Source organism: Streptomyces sp. NPDC041122 (assembly GCF_055592445.1).
Map to the genome: position 1 here is coordinate 1 of NZ_JBVIYQ010000011.1, position 17,457 is coordinate 17,457.

Genomic DNA, 17,457 nt, shown 5'->3' on the forward strand with positions numbered 1-17,457 from the left:
GGTTCGAGGCGCACGTAGTTGGTCCTGCCCCAGTGGTAGGTGTCGCCGGTGAGCTCGTCGCGCACCGGCACGGTCTCGTCCCAGCCGAGGCCGAGTTGTGGCATGTTCAACGAGACCGTCGCCTCCTGGGTGTGGTGCGGGTCCAGGTTGACCACCACCAGAACCGTGTTCGAACCCTGCGCCGTGGCGGCCGACTTGGAGTAGGCGATCACCGCGTCGTTGTCGGCCCGGTGGAAGTGCAGGTCGCGCAGTTGCTGCAGGGCGGGGTTGGCGCGCCGGACCGCGTTGAGCGCGGTGATGAGCGGGGCGATCGTGGTGCCCGAGCGGGCGGCGGACTCCCAGTCGCGGGGCCGCAGTTCGTACTTCTCGGAGTGCAGGTACTCCTCGCTCCCGGGTCGCGCGGGGACGTTCTCGCACAGCTCGTATCCGCTGTAGACGCCCCAGGCGGGCGAGAGCGTGGCGGCGAGCACGGCGCGCGCCTCGAAGGCGGGCCGGCCGCCCTCCTGGAGGTAGGCGTGCAGGATGTCGGGGGTGTTCACGAAGAAGTTGGGGCGCAGGACGTGGGCGGTCTCACGCGACAACTCGGTGAGATAGTCGGTGAGTTCTTCCTTGCTGTTGCGCCAGGTGAAGTACGTGTACGACTGCTGGAAGCCGATGGCCGCGAGGGTGCGCATCATCGCGGGGCGGGTGAACGCCTCGGCGAGGAAGACGACGTCGGGGTCGGTGGCGTTGATGTCGGCGAGGACCCGCTCCCAGAAGACGACCGGCTTGGTGTGCGGGTTGTCGACGCGGAAGATCCGTACGCCGTGGTCCATCCAGAAGCGCAGCAGCCGTACGGTCTCCGCGACGAGCCCCGGCATGTCCTGGTCGAAGGCGATCGGGTAGATGTCCTGGTACTTCTTCGGCGGGTTCTCCGCGTACGCGATGGAGCCGTCCGCGCGGCGCCGGAACCACTCGGGGTGCTTCTCCACCCAGGGGTGGTCCGGGGAGCACTGCAACGCGAAGTCCAGCGCCACTTCGAGCCCGAGCCGCCCCGCCTCGCCCACGAACGCGTCGAAGTCCTCCAGCGTGCCCAGATCCGGATGGACCGCGTCGTGACCGCCCTCGGGTGAACCGATCGCCCACGGCACCCCGACGTCGTGCGGCCCCACCGAGAGGGAGTTGTCGGGACCCTTGCGGAAGGTGGTGCCGATGGGGTGGATCGGCGGCAGATACACGACATCGAAGCCCATGGCCGCGATCTCCGGGAGCCGTCGCGCGGCCGTGCGGAACGTACCCGAGACGGGCGGCGCGTCCGCGCGCACCTCGGCGCCCTCCGAGCGCGGGAAGAACTCGTACCAGGAGCCGTACAGCGCCCTGCGCCGCTCCACGATCAGCGGCAACTCCTCGGATGCGGTGACGAGTTCGCGCAGCGGGTGCCGGGCGAGGACGTCCTCGACCTCGGGGACGAGGGCGGCGGCGAGCCGGGCCGCGGGGGAGCGGCCGGTGTCGCGCAGGGCGTGGGCGGCGCCGGTGACCACGGCCCGTTCGGCGCGGGGGACGCCGTCGGCGGCGCGTTCATGGAGGCGGGCGCCCTCCTCCAGGACCAGGTCGGTGTCGAGGCCCGCGGGTATCTTGATCCGCGCGTGGTGGCGCCACGTCGTGAGCGGATCGCCCCAGGCTTCCACGGCGTACGTCCAGCGTCCCTCGGCGTCCGGGGTGACGTCGGCGCCCCACCGGTCGGTGCCGGGCGCGAGCTCCCGCATCGGGGTCCAGGGACCCGGCCGGCCCGCGGGGTCGCGCAGCACGACGTTGGCGGCGACCGCCTCGTGCCCCTCGCGGAAGACGGTGGCGGTGACCTGAAACGTCTCTCCCGGCACCGCCTTCGCCGGTTTTCGCCCCCCGTGGACGACCGGGCCGACGTCCAGGACGGGGATGGTGGGGTGTGCGGGTGAGCCTGGCGGGGTTGAGCCAAGAGGCATGTCTGACCGCTCCTGTCCGCGTGCACGGATACGTGGGTGGGGAGGGGTTCCGCGGGGCGTGCCGGCCGGTGCGCCGACATGCGTACCGCAGGAGCCTTCCCACTCCCTTCGGGTGCGCAATCCGGCGCTTTGTTAACTACTAGTGCGTAAGGACCCGTGCAAGACCGGCCCCGCCATGAATGGCGTGACCGGACCAATTCGCATATGCCGTAGGACGTGTTGCCCTGTCCGCATATGCCGCGGGGGTGAAGGGGCGCCGGAAGAAGTCTCATCCGGCACGTGCGGAGGAAGTCGGGAGGGCGAAAAGACTGGCCGGAAGTCCCGGGTCGCCGGGGCGTGGAAAAGGCCCACCGCCGGGTGACGGTGGGCCATGAGAGGTCGGTCGGATCGGCCGGATCAGATGGAGTCGAAGCGCCACATCTGGCTGTTCTCGCCCTGCCAGGGCTCCAGCGTGAGCTGGGTTCCCTCCTTCTCCGACCTGAGGGTCGCCACTCCGTCCATGTACGGGAAGTGGATGCGGAACTTGCCGTCGCCGACCGGCTCGATCGACCACCGCTCCGGATAGGGCTGGTTGGCGATCATCGGCGGGAAGATCTTGAGGTCGCTGAGGGCGAAGTGCGCCTCGTGCGAGGTGACCTTGGACCGGAACACGTAGAGGTTGCCGCTGGTGTGGGTGACCTCCCACTGCTGGTTCTCGCCCTTGTGGTAACTCCAGCCGATGATCGGCACGTTGGGCTCGGCGGTGCCTCCGCTCAGGTCGACGACCCGGTCCTCGTACGCCGCGTTCCTGAGCACGTACACGCCGTTGGAGATGATCTCGGCCATGAGGCCTCCCTGGTGTGTCGCACGCGCCGGCCGCGGTGGTGCGGGCGGTCCGGCGGCGCCTGTCGATCGGACGCCCTCAACCTAGGAGGCGACCGGATGGCCCGATAGATGTGGTTCTGGTCGTGGCAGGGTGTTTTGGTGCGGCTGAAGTGCATCGTCACGTACGTCACCCTTCTCCCGGGGCGCACTGAACCACCGCACCCGGTCCGCCCGCCGCCCCGGTCCCAGAGCAGGACCGGCGGATCACCGGCGGACCTCGAGGTCCGATACCCGCCGGTGCCGGGCGGCCCACCGCGATCGGATGGGGGCATGACGACACAGACGGACGCCGCGCCCCCGGCCGAGAGCCTGCGGGTGCTGACGGCCATGTACGCGGCCGAGGCGGAGTACCTGGCGGCGGGCGGCCCCGGCCGCGCCTCGTTTGCCCTGCTCGCGCCCTACTTCTCGCCCGAGGTGGTCCTCCACCAGGCGGCCGCGCTGCCCTACGGCGGCACCTGGCGGGGCCACGACGGCATGGCGCGGTTCTTCCTCGCCATGAGCGAGGCATGGGAGGTCTTCGACATCACCCGGCAGGAATTCCTCGCCACGGGGGAGACGGCGGTGGTGCACAGCGACATCCGCGCCCGCGCCCGCGCGACCGGACGCACGCTCGCCTTCCCGGTCCTCCAGACGCTCACGGTCCGGGACGGACGCATCACCGAGGTCCGGCCCTTCTACTGGGACACGGCGTCGATCGCGGCGGCGTGCGGGGCGGGCCGCGGCCGGCAGGCCGGGCCCGTCGAGTAGGGGCGCGATCCGCCGAACAGGGCACTCTCTCAGGCGAGTTCCGTCCCGCACCCCGCGGACCCCTGTTGCGTACGGATCCGCATGTGGTGTCAGGTGGCACCCATGACCCACCGCCCGCACCCGGCCGCCGTCGCTGCCACCACCCATGGACCCGTGCGCGGCGAGCACCGGCCCTACGGGACGCGTTTCCTCGGCATCCCGTACGCCGCCCCGCCCGTCGGCGCCCTCCGTTTCGCGGAGCCGCGGCCGCCCACGCCCTGGGCCGAGCCGCTGGACGCCACCGCGTACGGCCCGACCGCCCAGCGCCGCGGCTTCGGCGCGGACGCCACCATCCCCGAGCCCTCGATCCCCGGTGAGGGCACCCTCAACCTCAACGTCTTCACCCCCGCCGCGGACGCCTCGGCCGCGCTGCCCGTCCTGGTCTGGATCCACGGCGGCGGATACGTCGCCGGATCCGCCGCCAGCCCCTGGTACGACGGGTCCGCCTTCTGCCGCGACGGAGTCGTCCTCGTCTCGATCGGCTACCGGCTCGGCATCGAGGGGTTCCTGCACCTGGACGACGCCCCCGACAACCGCGGCGTGCGCGACTGGATCGCCGCCCTGGAGTGGGTGCGCGACAACATCGCGGCCTTCGGCGGCGACCCCGCCGAGGTCACGGTCGCCGGGCAGTCCGCGGGCGGCGGCGCCGTCCAGACGCTCCTCGCCGCGCCCGCCGCCCGCGGCCTGTTCCGCGGCGCGCTCGCGCTGTCCGCCGCGCTGCCGCACCCGCAGGACCGGCGGTCCGGCCACGCCGTGGCCGCACTGTTCACCGCGCGCACCGGCGTACCCGCCACCGCCGCCGCCCTGCGAGACCTGCCGGACCAGGAGCTGCTCGCCCTCCAGGACGCGCTCGACGCGCCGGGACCCGACCGCGCCGGGCTGCCGGGCCTGCTCCTGGCCCCCTTCGCCGACGGCGATCTGCTGCCCCGCCCGGCGCTCGACGAGCTCACCGAGGGAGAGAGCGGCGCCGACGTGCCGCTGCTGCTCGGCTTCACCCGGCACGAGTTCAACGCGTTCGGCGGCCAGGACCTCACCGACCGGGTCTTCCGCCGGCCGAACCTCGCCGTCGCCGAGGCGCGCGCGGCCCGCGGTTGCCCCGTTTGGCTGTACGAGTTCGGCTGGCCCTCACCGGTGCCCGGCGCCACCGAGGGCCTCGCCTTCCACTGCCTCGATCTGCCCTTCGCCTTCGACCTGCTCGACGCCGAGGGCGTCACCGCCGCCGCGGGCCACGCGCCGCCGCAGGCGCTCGCCGACGCGATGCACGGGGCGTACACGGCCTTCGCGCGTGACCTCGACCCCGGCGAGGACTGGCCCCGCTACACGCCGGAGCGGCGCGCCGTCCGGATCTGGGAGGCCGGCGCCCGCACCGCCGACGACCCGCTGCGGGTGCTGCGGGAGGCCCTCTCCGACTGATGTGCTCCCCGTGCGCCGTGGTTGAGGAGGGCGGCACACGGCTACCGTCGATGCGAGCCGTCGACACGCTCACGCGCACGTACACGCCGTACGAAGGTGGAGACCGTGAAGGCAATCCGTCGATTCACCGTACGACCCGTCCTGCCCGAGCCCCTCGCCCCGCTGGCCGAGCTGGCCCGCAACCTGCGCTGGTCCTGGCACCCGCGCACCCGCGACCTCTTCCGCGCCGTCGACCCGCGGCTGTGGGAGGCGTCCGGCTGCGACCCCGTGCGCCTGCTCGGCGGTGTGCCGGCCGCGCGGCTCGCCGAGCTCGCCGCCGACGCCGAGTTCCTGCGGCGGCTCGCGGAGGCCGCCGACGACCTGCGCGAGTACGTCACCGGTGACCGCTGGTACCAGGAGCAGGCCAGGGGCGACGGCGGCCTCCCGCGGGCCGTCGCCTACTTCTCGCCCGAGTTCGGCATCACGGCCGCCCTGCCGCAGTACTCCGGCGGCCTCGGCATCCTCGCCGGCGACCACCTGAAGGCGGCCAGCGACCTCGGCGCCCCGCTCATCGGCGTCGGGCTGCTCTACCGGCACGGCTACTTCCGCCAGTCCCTCTCCCGCGACGCCTGGCAGCAGGAGCACTACCCCCTCCTCGACCCGAACGAGCTCCCCCTCACCCTGCTCCGCGAGACCGACGGGACCCCCGCGACCGTCGCGCTCGCGCTGCCCAGCGGCCGCTCGCTGCGCGCCCACGTGTGGCAGGCACAGGTCGGGCGGGTACCGCTGCTCATGCTCGACTCCGACGTGGAGGAGAACGACCCCGGCGAGCGCGACGTGACCGACCGGCTCTACGGCGGCGGCAGCGAGCACCGGCTGCTCCAGGAGATGCTCCTCGGCATCGGCGGCGTGCGCGCCGTCCGCGCGTACTGCCGGCTGACCGGCCACCCCGACCCCGAGGTCTTCCACACCAACGAGGGCCACGCCGGCTTCCTCGGCCTGGAACGCATCCACGAAATGGCGCTGGACGACGTCGGGTTCGACGCGGCCCTGGAGTCCGTACGCGCCGGGACCGTCTTCACCACCCACACCCCGGTCCCCGCCGGCATCGACCGCTTCGACCGCGAGCTGGTCGCGCGCCACTTCGGCCCCGCCGCCGAGCTGCCCCGCATCGACGTGGCGGACGTCCTGCGGCTCGGCATGGAGACCTACCCCGGCGGCGAGCCCAACCTCTTCAACATGGCCGTGATGGGGCTGCGCCTCGGCAGCCGCGCCAACGGCGTGAGCACCCTGCACGGCGCGGTCAGCCGGGAGATGTTCGCGGGCCTGTGGCCGGGCTTCGACGCCGACGAGGTGCCGATCGACTCCGTCACCAACGGCGTGCACGCCCCGACCTGGGTGGCCCCCGAGGTCTTCCGGCTCGGCGCCCGCCAGATCGGCGAGCGGCGCACCGAGGACGCGCTGTCCGTCGGCGGCTCCGACCGCTGGGACGCGGTCGCCGACATCCGGGACGCCGACATCTGGGAGCTGCGCCGGACCCTGCGCGAGCAGCTGGTCCACGAGGTGCGGCGGCGGCTGCACGCCTCCTGGCGGCAGCGCGGCGCGGCCACCGCCGAGCTCGGCTGGATCGACGGCGTCCTCGATCCGGACGTCCTCACCATCGGCTTCGCCCGCCGCGTCCCTTCGTACAAGCGGCTCACGCTGATGCTGCGCGACCGGGACCGGCTGATGGAGCTGCTCCGCCACCCCGAGCGGCCGGTGCAGATCGTCGTCGCGGGCAAGGCGCACCCGGCGGACGACGGCGGCAAACGGCTCATCCAGGAGCTGGTCCGGTTCACCGACGACCCGCGGGTGCGGCGGCACATCGTGTTCCTGCCGGACTACGGCATGGCGATGGCGCAGAAGCTCTACCCGGGCTGCGACGTGTGGCTGAACAATCCGCTGAGGCCCCTGGAGGCGTGCGGGACGAGCGGGATGAAGGCCGCCCTGAACGGCTGCCTCAACCTCTCGGTCCTCGACGGCTGGTGGGACGAGTGGTTCGAGCCGGACTTCGGCTGGGCCATCCCCACGGCGGACGGCGCCGCCATCGACGAGGACCGCCGCGACGACCTGGAGGCCGCCGCGCTCTACGACCTCCTGGAGCAACGCATCGCGCCCCGCTTCTACGAGCAGGGCCCCGGCGGTCTGCCCGACCGCTGGATCGAGATGGTCCGCAGGACCCTGACCCGGCTCGGCCCGAAGGTGCTCGCGGGGCGCATGGTGCGCGAGTACGTGGAGAAGCTGTACGTTCCCGCGGCGCGGGCGCAGCGCGCCCTGGACGCCCCGGCCGCCGTCGAACTGGCCGACTGGAAGGCCCGGGTGCGGGCGGCCTGGCCGCGGGTCGGCGTCGACCACGTCGAGGCGTCGGCGAGCGGCGCGACGGCCGAACTGGGCGCCACGCTCTCCCTGCGGGTGCGGGTGCACCTGGGCGAGCTGACCCCGGACGACGTGGAGGTGCAGGTCGTCACGGGCCGCGTCGACCCGGAGGACCATCTCGCCGACGCCTCTTCGATGCCGCTGAAGCCGGTCAGCGGGCCCGACGGGGAGGGGCGTCGGGTGTACGAGGGGCCGCTGGCGCTGGACCGCACCGGGCCGTTCGGCTACACGGTGCGGATCCTGCCGGCGCACCGGCTGCTGGGCGGCGGGGCCGCCGAGCTGGGTCTCGTCGCGATTCCGTCCGAGGCGACGGGGGAGGAGGCGGGGGTCCTGATGCGGTGAGGGAGGGGTCCGGTCACCGGGCGGCGGAACGAACTTCAGCTTTGCGGAGTGGCTGGGTATCGTCGTAGCGCCCTGGAGCCTCTCGCTCCACCAGGAGTCGAGAAGGCCGGGGTGCGCGACTTTTACGGGGGAATGAGCAGTGTCGTACCGTCCTGCCGATTGGCATGTCCTTGACCTGGAGAAGGATCCGACACCGGGTGATCCGCACCGGGTGCGGTCGTTGGCCAAAAATCTCCACGACTTCTCCGACGACGTCGGCCGGGTGCTGCGGGACATCAAGGGGATGGCGGGCGAGGACGCGATCCTCAAGTGGGCGGGCAAGACGGCGGACGCGTTCACGGAGAAGTTCGAGGACGCCCCGGAGAAGCTGAAGAAGCTCAAGAAGAGCTACTCGATGGCCGGGGACGCGCTGGCCGCGTACTGGCCGGAGCTGGAGCGCGCCCAGTCCCTCGCGGACAAGGCGCTGGCCAAGGGCCGCGAGGCGCAGGCGGACCTGTCCTCCGCCAAGTCCCGCCTGTCGTCGGCCGATTCGTGGGTGGAGAGGGCCGGCAAGGAAGCCGACAAGTACAAGGACGACAAGGACTCCGGTGGCGGCAAGGACGTGCCCGAGCCCGACCCGGACAAGGTCAAGGCCGCCACCCGTAACGCCACCTCCGCGGAGAAGGCGCAGAAGTCCGCCCAGGGTGACGTGGACTCGGCCAAGAGCGCGCTGGACGCGGCGAAGAAGATGGCCGAGGACGCGCGCAAGATGCGCCAGGAGGCGGCCGGGACTGCGAAGAAGAAGATCGACGAGGCCTCCGACGCGGGCATCCGGAACCGGCACTGGTGGGAGGAGGTCGGCGACTGGGTCACCGACAACTGGGACACCATCGTCGCCGTCTGCAAGGTCGTCGTGGCGGTCGTCGGCGTCATCGCGATGATCGTCGGCGGACCGATCCTCGCGGCGATCGTCATCGTGGCCGGTGCGATCGTCCTCGCGGACACCTTGAGCAAATACGCGAAAGGCCAGGCCACGTTGATGGACGTGGCGTTCGCGGCGATGGACTGCATCCCCGGCGGCAAGGGCCTCACCACCGTCGCCAGAGCGGCCAAGGGCCTGAAGGCCGCCGCCCGCGGACTGCGCTCCGGGGGAGTCCGCAAGGCCCTCGCCGGCGGACTGAAGAAGATGGCGCGCAAGGCCAAGTCGAGCAAGGGCCGCTGCAAGAACGGCGACCCCATCGACATGGTCTCCGGCGAGATGCTCATGGAGCGGGCCGACGTCGAACTGCCGGGCCTGCTCCCGCTCGCCCTGCGGCGCACGCACCTGTCCACCTACCGCTGGGGCCACTGGTACGGCGACTCGTGGGCCTCGACGCTGGACGAACGGGTCGAGATCGACGACCAGGGCCTCGTCTACCTCACCGAGGACGGCCAGTTGCTGTCCTACCCCCACCCCGGGCCCGGCGGCGATCCGGTGCTGCCCGCGCACGGCCCCCGCTGGCCGCTGCACGTCGACGCCGCGGGCACGGTCACGGTCAGCGACCCGCACGCCGGTCACGTCCGCCACTTCCCGTCCACCCCGCCCGACACGCCGGAAATGGGCGCCACGGAACGGTGCCTGCCGCTGCGCGCCATCACCGACCGCAACGGCAACCGCGTCGACATCGACCACGACGCCACCGGCACGCCCACGGCGATACGCCACACCGGCGGCTACCACCTGAAGGTCGACACCGACGACCACCGCGTCACCGCGCTGCGCCTGCTCACCCCCGGCGCGGGCGCCGAGGACGCCCTCAGCGGCACGCTGGTCGCCGCGTACGGGTACGACGAGGTCGGCAATCTGGCCGAGATCCACGACTCGGCGGGGCCGCGGCTGCGGCTCGACTACGACGACGAGGCCCGCATCACGTCCTGGACCGACAGCAACGGCACCTGGTACCGCTTCCGTTACGACGCCGAGGACCGCTGCGTCCGCGGCGAGAGCACCGCGGGCCACCTGGCCTGCACCATCGAGTACCGCCCCGGCGAGCGGGAGACCCGCTACACCGACGCCCTCGGCCGGACCACCGTCTACCGCTACAACGACCTCAGCCAGCTCACCTCCGAGACGGACCCGCTGGGCGGCACGGTCCACACCGAGTGGGACGACTGGAACAACCTGCTCGTCCGCACCGACGAGCTGGGGCACCGGACCGAGAACACCTGGGACGAGCGGGGCGACCTGACGGAGATACGTCTGCCGGACGGCACCCGCACCAGCGCGGCGTACAACGACCTCCACCTGCCGATCGAGATCGTCGGCGCGGACGGCGCCGTCCTGCGCCAGACGTGGGACGAGCGCGGCAACTGCACCGGCATGACCGGCCCCGACGGCCTGACGTACCGCTTCACCCACGACGCCACCGGAGCCGTGGCCACCGTCACGGACCCCCTCGGCCACACCACCGGACAGCGCTGCGACGCGGCGGGCCTGCCGCTGCGGGTCACCGACCCGACGGGCGCGGTCACCCGCTACGACCGCGACGCCTTCGGCCGCGTGGTCACGGTCACGGACCCGACGGGTGCGCTCACGCGCCTGGAGTGGACGGTGGAGGGCAACCCGTCGCGACGCACGGAGGCGGACGGCTCGACGCAGTCGTGGACGTACGACGGCGAGGGCAACTGCGTCTCGCACACGGACGCGACGGGCGCGACCTCGACGTACGAGTACACCCACTTCGACCTGATCGCGGCCCGCACGGACCCCGACGGCGTCCGCCACGAGTTCCACCACGACACCCAGTTCCAGCTCCGCCAGGTCACCAACCCGCAGGGCCTGACCTGGAGTTACGAGTACGACCCGGCCGGCCGGATGGTGGCGGAGACGGACTTCGACGGCCGCGCCCTGACGTACGCCCTGGACGCGGCGGGCCGGCTGGTGAGCCGTACGACGCCCGCGGGGGACGAGATCACCTTCGAGCGGGACGCGCTGGGCCGCACCGTCACGAAGCACGTGGCGGGCGCCGGGACCACGCACTACGCCTACGACGCGACGGGCCGCCTCGTCCGGGCGGCGAACCCGGACGTCACGCTGACCCTGGAGCGGGACGCGTCGGGCCGTCTCCTCTCCGAGACGGTCGACGGCCGCACCCTGACCTACACCTACGACGCCCTGGGCCGGCGCACCGGCCGCACCACACCGTCCGGCGCGACGAGCACCGGGACGTACGACGCGGCGGGCAACCGCACCGGGCTGACCACGTGCGGGGTGCGGATGGCGTTCACGTACGACCGCGCGGGCCGGGAGCTCACCCGCACGGTCGGCGCGGCCCTGCGCCTGTCGAACGTGTACGACGCCGTGGGCCGTCTGGCGCGACAGGACCTGACGGGCCCGGGCGGCACGCACGTCCAGCACCGCGCCTACACCTACCGCGCGGACAACCATCTGACCGGCGTGGCGGACCGGCTGGGCGGCGAGCGGCGCTTCGACCTGGACGCGGTGGGCCGCGTCACGGCCGTCCACGCGGCGGGCTGGACGGAGAGCTATGCCTACGACGAGGCGGGCAACCAGACCCACGCCTCCTGGCCGGCCTCCATGCCGGGCCACGAGGCGACCGGCGCCCGCACCTACACCGGCACCCGCGTCACCGCGGCCGGCGGCGTCCGCTACGCCTACGACACGGCGGGCCGCGTCACCCTGCGCCGGAAGACCCGCCTGTCCCGCACGCCCGACACCTGGCACTACGCCTGGGACGCGGAAGACCGCCTCACGTCCGTGGTGACCCCCGACGGCACCCGGTGGCGCTACCTCTACGACCCCCTCGGCCGCCGCACGTCCAAGCAGCGCGTGACCAAGGACGGGGTGGCGGAACAGGTCGACTTCACCTGGGACGGCACGACCCTCTGCGAACAGACGAGCCACGCTCCGGGCGCCCCGGAATCAGTGACCCTCACCTGGGACCACGACGGTCTGCGTCCCCTGGCCCAGACGGAGCGCAAACACCTCACCGACGAGGAGGTGGACGCGCGCTTCTACGCCATCGTCACCGACCTCGTCGGCACCCCGACCGAGCTCCTCGACGAGAACGGCGCCATCGCCTGGCGCACCAGGACCACCCTGTGGGGCACCACGGTCTGGAACCGGGGCGCCACCGCCTGCACACCGCTGCGTTTCCCCGGCCAGTACCACGACCCCGAGACGGGGCTGCACTACAACCACTTCCGGCACTACGACCCGGAGACCGCCCGCTACCTCACCGCGGACCCGATCGGCCTCAACGGCGGCTTCGCGCCGCACAGCTACGTCCCCAACCCGTTCATGTGGGCCGACCCTCTCGGCCTGTCGCTCCTCGACGTCAGCAAGAACGGCGTGCACATCGTCGTGCACGAGTACGACGTCGACAAGCCGGCGCACGCGCACGTCACCGGTGGCGGCGGGCGCGAGGTCAGGATCGGGCCGAACGGCAAACCCATCGACGGACAACCGGAGTTGTCGCGCAAACAGCAGCAGGCGGTGGAGCATTACAAGCCGGAGATCCGGAAGGCCGTCAGGAAGCTCGGTCGGCGAAACCAGGCGGAGGAGCGGGCCGAACGGGAGCAGCGCGAGACCGCCAAGAAACCCTGCAAGGGATGAAGCGATGACATTGCACTCCGACGTGGCCGCGCTGCTGGCGGAGGCCGGCATCGAGGACGTGGACGTCGACGAGATCGTCGCGGACGACCACGCCCGGACGGCCGCGTACCTCCGCGTGGTCTCGGTGCTCGCCGCCTCGCGGAACCGGGACCGGGACCGGGACCGGGACCGGGCGATCGTGGCCGCGATCCTGCGCGACCCCGACGTCATGGGGGCCAGGACGGCGGTGGTCGCCCTCGTGGACGCGATGGCGCGCGAGGTGAGCGGGCCTGCCGAGTTCCGGCAGTGGTCGGACGAGTTGCTGCCGGAGATCGACCGGTTCGAGGCCGAGGGGGGCCGCGCGTTCATCCGCCGCCGCATCCAGGACTGGCTGTTCTGGCTCACCGTCAAGGACGGCCACGTCCCGACCCCGGACGAGTTGGCCGAGGTCACCGACTGGATGCAGCGCCACCTCGCCGAGTTCTCGACGTCACCGGAGGTGCTCGCCGTGGTGGCCGAGTCGGCCCGGACCAAGAAGACGCGGAACATCGCGAAGAACCGGGCGGGCAGCCGCGAGCTCAGGGCGGAGTGAACGAGAAAGGCGGCACCCGGGGGAGGAAGGACCCCCGGATGCCGCCGGTCGCGCGTCGTTACTTGACCGCGACGCCCGTCCAGGCCGCGCCCACGGCCTTGGCCTCGGCCGAGTCCGCCCCGTACAGGTCCGTCGCCGCCTTCAGCGTGCCCTCACGGGCCGCCTTGTAGTCGGTCGTCGACGTGAAGTACGTCGTCAGGGCCTTGAACCAGATCTTCTCGGCCTTGTCGCGGCCGATGCCCTCGACCTTGGAGCCGTCGGCGGTCGGGGAGTCGTACTGGACGCCGTTGATCTCCTTCGCGCCGCTGCCCTCGGACAGCAGGTAGAAGAAGTGGTTGGCGATGCCCGAGGAGTAGTGGACGTCGACGTTGCCCGCGTCCGCGCTCCAGCTGTCCAGGGACTGGCCGTCCTTGGAGGGCTTGTCCATGTAGCGCAGCGGGGAGCCGTCGCCGTTGATGTCGATCTCTTCGCCGATGAGGTAGTCGCCGATGTCCTCGGGGCTCTTGGCGTTGAACTCGACGGAGCTGCCGAAGATGTCGGAGGTGGCCTCGTTCAGGCCGCCGGACTCGCCGGAGTACTCCATGTTGCCGGTGGCCGAGGTGACGCCGTGCGACATCTCGTGGGCGGCGACGTCGATGGAGGTGAGGGGCTTCTTGTTGCCCTCGCCGTCGCCGTACGTCATGCAGAAGCAGCTGTCGTCCCAGAAGGCGTTGACGTAGCTGTCGCCGTAGTGGACGCGCGAGGTGGCTCCCTTGCCGTCGCCCTTGATGCCCTCACGGCCGTGCACGTTCTTGTAGTAGTCCCAGGTGACCTGGGCGCCGTAGGCGGCGTCGACGGCGGCGGTCTGCGGGTCGTCCGGCTTGCCGGTGCCCCACGTGTCGTCGTCGTCGGTGAAGAGCTTGCCCTCGCCGCTCTCGCCGTTCTCCAGGTTGAACGTGGAGTGGCCGCCGCGGCTGTCGTCGGTCAGCTCGAAGCCGCTGCCGCCCTTCTTGGAGCCGATCTCGACCTTGCCGCTGTACTGGCTGTTGCCCGTGCCGTTCTCGACGGCCTGGTGCTCGAACAGCTTCTTGCCGGTCACGGCGTCGGTGATGACGTGCAGTCTGCTGGGCGTGCCGTCCTTCTGCACCCCGGTGACGACCGTCTCGTAGGCGAGGACCGGCTTGCCGGTGGCGGCCCAGATCACCTTGCGCGGCGACTGCGCGTCGGCCTTGGCGGTCTTCGCCTCGGCGGCCGTGGACTCGGCGGACTTGGCCGCGGTGCCCTTGGCGACCTTGGCGTCGGTGGAGGCGACCTTCACGGACGCCTTGGTGGCCTTGGTGACGCCCTTCACCTCGCCGCTCTTGGCGGTGTGCACGACGAGGTCGCCGCCGAGGACGGGCAGGCCGTCGTAGGTGCGCTCGTAGCGGGTGTGGACGGTGCCGTCGCGGTCCTTGACGACATCGCGGACGACGAGGTTCTCCTTGGCGCCCAGGCCGATCTTCTCGGCGGTGGCGGCCTTCTCGGCGTTCGCGTCCTTGAGCAGGCCCGCCTTGGCCGAGGTGGAGAGGGCGGCGGGGGCGCCGGACGGCGCGGCCGGCTGGGCGGAGGCGCCGGTGGTCAGTCCTGCGGTGAGCAGCGCGCCGGCCGCGACGGCGGTCGCGATGGCCAGGGTCGAACGCTTACGGGATATGTGGGGGGTCACGCAGGCTCCTTCTGTGGGGGGCCCGGGTGGTGTTGGGGAACTACCCGGGCATGAAAGATGCGGTGCGGGTGTGGTTCTTGTGTCGTGCGAGGGAAGAGTGTCATTCGAGCCAGGTACATGTCAGCCCTTGAGCTGATGTTGGCCGGAAATCGTCCGTTGAGCGATGGTCAACATACGTAATGCGAACAGGGTGTGAACGGAAATGCCCTGTGAACGAGCGCGCCGCCCCGGGGAGTTGATCAACCCGGGGCGGCGGCGTTCGTCGTGCTCGTGGTGCGCGGGAGGGACGCCCCGCCCGCTGTTCACGGGTGGGGCGCCCCTCCGGGCCGTTTGCGAAGGGAACCTTGCGGTGCCTTCCGGCCGGTTTACCGGAGAGTGAGCTTCCGGTTTACGGGAAGGTGACCTTCCAGCTGTTGATGTAGCCGGTGTCCTGCGCGGCCTTGTCCTGGACGCGCAGCTTCCAGGCGCCGTTGGCCACCTCCGAGGAGGCGTTGACCGTGTAGGTCTCCTTGACGTTGTCCGCGGAGTCCGAGGCGCTGGTGCCCTTCAGCGGGTAGACCGTCCCGTCGGGGGCCAGCAGGTCGATCTTCAGGTCACCGCGCCAGGTGTGCACGATGTCCACGCCGACCTTCAGGGCGCTCGGCGCGTTGCCGGTGCGGCCGGTGACGTTGACCGTCGAGGTGACCGCGGCACCGTTGTCCGGGATGCTGACGTCCGTGGTGTTCTCGAAGGACGTGCCGCCGCCCGGGTCGCCGCCGGGACGGCCGCCGACGTTCACGCCGGCCCAGGCGTTCGCCACGGCGTTGTACTCGGCGCTGGTGGTGCCGTACAGCTCACCGGCGGCGGCGAGCGTACCGGTGCGCGCCGCGGCGTAGTTGGTCGTGCTGGTGAACTTGGTGGTGAGCGCCTTGAACCAGATCAGCGACGCCTTGTCCCGGCCGATGCCGGTCACCGGCAGCCCGTCCGAGGTGGGCGAGTTGTAGGAGACGCCGTTGATGACCTTGGCGCCGCTGCCCTCGCTCAGCAGGTAGTAGAAGTGGTTGGCGACACCCGACGAGTAGTGCACGTCGACGTTGCCGATGCCGGAGTACCACGAGTCCTTGGACGCGCCGTCCTTGCTCGGCTTGTCCATGTAGCGCAGCGGGGTGCCGTCGCCGTTGATGTCGATCTTCTCGCCGACGAGGTAGTCACCCACGTCCTGCGGGTTGTTGGCGTTGAACTCCACGGCCGCCGCGAAGATGTCCGAGGTGCCCTCGTTCAGGCCGCCGGACTCACCGCTGTACGTCATGTTGCCGGTCGCCGACGTCACGCCGTGCGTCATCTCGTGGGCCGCCACGTCGATGGACGTCAGCGGGGCCGCGTTGCCCGAGCCGTCGCCGTACGTCATGCAGAAGCAGCTGTCGTCCCAGAAGGCGTTGACGTAGTTGTTGCCGTAGTGCACCCGGGAGTACGCGCCGACGCCGTCACCGCGGATGCCGGAGCGGCCGTGCACGTTCTTGTAGTAGTCCCAGGTGAGCTGGGCGCCGTAGGCGGCGTCGGCGCCGGCGGTCTCGACGTTCGAGGGCTGGCCGTTGCCCCAGATGTCGTCCGGGCCCGTGAAGAGGGTGCCGGTGCCGGAGGTGCCGTGGTTCAGGTTGTACGTCTTGTGGCCGCCGCGCCCGTTGTCGGTGAGGGTGTAGTTCGACCCCGACTGGGCGCTGCCCACGGTGACCTGACCGCTGTACTGCGTGTTGCCCGTGCCGTTCTCGATGCCCTGCCACTGGAAGAGCTTCTTGCCGGTGGCGGCGTCCGTGATGACGTGCAGCTGGTTCGGCGTGCCGTCGTGCTGCAGGCCGCCGACGACCGTCTCGTAGGCGAGGACCGGCTTGCCGTCGGCCATCCAGATGACCTTGCGGGGCGCCCGGTCCGCGTCGGCCTTCTTCGAGCCCGCCGCCTTCGCGGCGCCGAGCGCCTGCTTCTCGGCGGCCGACGCCTTCACGTCGGCGCTCATGTCGACGCCCTTGAGCTGCGCCTTCGCGGCCTTGGTGACGCCCTCGGTCTTCCCCGACTTCGCGGTGTCGACGACCAGGTCGCCGCCGAGGACGGGCAGGCCGCCGTAGGTGCGCTCGTAGCGGGTGTGGACCGTGCCGTCACGGTCCTTGGTGACGTCGCGGACGACGAGCTTCTCCTTGGCGCCGAGGCCCAGGTCCTTGGCGGTGTCCGCCTTGGTGGCGTTGGCGTCGCGGAGGAGTTCCGCGCGCTGGGCGGGGGTGAGCTTGGCGGCCAGCGCGCCGGGGTCGACCTTGCCGAGCTTCTGGGCGGAGGCCTTGGGGGCGTCCGCCTTCGGGCCGTCGGCGGAGGCGGGACCCGCCTGCACGGCCACCGCGAGCAGAGCGGCGACTGCGGAGAGGGCGCCGGCGGCGGTCGCACGGGTGCGGACCGAACGGCTGTGGGAGGTGGGTCTGTGGGAGGTGTTTCTCAACACGGACTCCTTCTGCGCGGCCGCGGGGTTGCGCGGCCAGAACTACCGGACGGCTGGGTCGCCGTCCGGGCAGAGCAAGGCGGAACGCAGAACTGGGCGGTGCACAACGGGTATTGCGTGAAGAGGAACCGTCGCCTTGTTGAAAGCCGTGCGGCGGTCGAGGGGAAGAGTGGCACCAGAGCCGTGTGTCTGTCAGGAGCGCATCAAGAGTTGGCCGGAATCAGTCCGTTGGCCGGTGGGACGCGTTCGGTATGCGGAGTTCGGCCGAGCGGGCCCGCCGACCGGTGTCGGGCCCGGAGGGCGGGCGGCGGTCACGGAGTGGCGGTGGGGCATTCCGGTTGACCCCGGGCGCGGCGATCTCCGTCCCGGGTGGCGGGGGCGCACGGCATG

The 17,457-nt window shown here is 71.6% G+C and carries 9 protein-coding genes; 5 read left to right on the forward strand and 4 right to left on the reverse strand.

Annotation, left to right across the window (positions count from 1 at the left end):
* Window positions 1-1,961, reverse strand: a 1,961-nt coding sequence (locus tag ACZ6B8_RS33080; RefSeq protein WP_471609584.1) for an alpha-1,4-glucan--maltose-1-phosphate maltosyltransferase, incomplete at its 3' end; no start/stop codon positions are given.
* Between the two features lie 396 nt (window positions 1,962-2,357).
* Window positions 2,358-2,786, reverse strand: coding sequence for an RICIN domain-containing protein (locus ACZ6B8_RS33085; RefSeq protein WP_471086074.1), 429 nt, complete (start codon window positions 2,784-2,786; stop codon window positions 2,358-2,360).
* A gap of 309 nt (window positions 2,787-3,095) precedes the next feature.
* Here ACZ6B8_RS33085 and ACZ6B8_RS33090 point away from each other — a divergent pair, with 309 nt between their 5' ends.
* From ACZ6B8_RS33090 to ACZ6B8_RS33110, 5 genes are all read left to right on the forward strand, one after another.
* Window positions 3,096-3,572: a nuclear transport factor 2 family protein gene (locus tag ACZ6B8_RS33090; RefSeq protein WP_471086077.1), complete on the forward strand. Its 477-nt coding sequence runs from the start codon at window positions 3,096-3,098 to the stop codon at window positions 3,570-3,572.
* A gap of 102 nt (window positions 3,573-3,674) precedes the next feature.
* On the forward strand, window positions 3,675-5,024 hold the full coding sequence (locus ACZ6B8_RS33095) for a carboxylesterase/lipase family protein (protein WP_471609585.1): 1,350 nt from the start codon (window positions 3,675-3,677) through the stop codon (window positions 5,022-5,024).
* 105 nt (window positions 5,025-5,129) lie between these two features.
* Complete coding sequence (glgP, locus tag ACZ6B8_RS33100; protein ID WP_471609586.1) at window positions 5,130-7,760, forward strand: alpha-glucan family phosphorylase; 2,631 nt, start codon at window positions 5,130-5,132, stop codon at window positions 7,758-7,760.
* A gap of 139 nt (window positions 7,761-7,899) precedes the next feature.
* Window positions 7,900-12,354, forward strand: a complete 4,455-nt coding sequence (locus tag ACZ6B8_RS33105) for an RHS repeat-associated core domain-containing protein (RefSeq protein WP_471609587.1) — start codon at window positions 7,900-7,902, stop codon at window positions 12,352-12,354.
* A 4-nt stretch (window positions 12,355-12,358) separates the two neighbouring features.
* On the forward strand, window positions 12,359-12,925 hold the full coding sequence (locus ACZ6B8_RS33110; RefSeq protein ID WP_471609588.1) for a hypothetical protein: 567 nt from the start codon (window positions 12,359-12,361) through the stop codon (window positions 12,923-12,925).
* Between the two features lie 58 nt (window positions 12,926-12,983).
* On the opposite strand, the gene ACZ6B8_RS33115 is transcribed toward ACZ6B8_RS33110, so the two are convergent.
* On the reverse strand, window positions 12,984-14,606 hold the full coding sequence (locus tag ACZ6B8_RS33115; protein WP_471609589.1) for a M4 family metallopeptidase: 1,623 nt from the start codon (window positions 14,604-14,606) through the stop codon (window positions 12,984-12,986).
* A 388-nt stretch (window positions 14,607-14,994) separates the two neighbouring features.
* Complete coding sequence (locus ACZ6B8_RS33120) at window positions 14,995-17,070, reverse strand: M4 family metallopeptidase (protein WP_471609590.1); 2,076 nt, start codon at window positions 17,068-17,070, stop codon at window positions 14,995-14,997.
* Window positions 17,071-17,457: the final 387 nt, after the last annotated feature.

Bases quoted from the DNA above. Each gene is read 5' to 3' on its own strand.
- ACZ6B8_RS33085 (WP_471086074.1), bottom strand. From the start codon at position 2,786: ATGGCCGAGATCATCTCCAACGGCGTGTACGTGCTCAGGAACGCGGCG.
- ACZ6B8_RS33090 (WP_471086077.1), top strand. From the start codon at position 3,096: ATGACGACACAGACGGACGCCGCGCCCCCGGCCGAGAGCCTGCGGGTG.
- ACZ6B8_RS33095 (WP_471609585.1), top strand. From the start codon at position 3,675: ATGACCCACCGCCCGCACCCGGCCGCCGTCGCTGCCACCACCCATGGA.
- ACZ6B8_RS33110 (WP_471609588.1), top strand. From the start codon at position 12,359: ATGACATTGCACTCCGACGTGGCCGCGCTGCTGGCGGAGGCCGGCATC.